1 pseudogene is annotated in these 469 nt (G+C 44.1%); it reads left to right on the top strand.

The window, feature by feature from the left end:
* Positions 1 to 469 (top strand): annotated as a pseudogene (locus HC175_RS18265) (type I glyceraldehyde-3-phosphate dehydrogenase); the annotation flags it as partial.

The raw sequence follows: 469 nt of genomic DNA, 5'->3' as shown, positions 1-469 counted from the left end.
AAATGATTGTAATGGGAGTCAATGAAGACATATTAGACGGTTCAGAAAAAATCATATCCAACGCTTCCTGCACCACCAACAATGCCGCACCCATGCTTAAGGTAGTTCATGAACTGGCGACCGTAAAACAGGCCTACATCACCACCGTTCACTCCTACACTTCAGATCAAAGCTTACATGACCAGCCACATAAAGACCTGCGAAGAGCTCGTGCTGCAGGCCAATCGATCGTACCAACAACTACAGGTGCAGCAAAGGCTCTTACCAGGATTTTTCCAGATTTAAGGGAAGTAATTGGCGGTTGCGGAATAAGGGTCCCTGTGCCAAATGGCAGCCTTACCGATATGACCCTTCAGGTCGAAAAAAATATTTCTATAGAAGATATTAATGCCGCTTTTAGGAAAGCCGCCGCAGGTTCTTTAAAAAATATCCTGGAATATACCGAAGACCCCATAGTTTCTATAGATAT

The organism is Salinimicrobium oceani (assembly GCF_012037645.1).
Note: the sequence above shows the minus strand (reverse complement) of the source record. Positions and strands in the feature narration are given on the sequence as shown.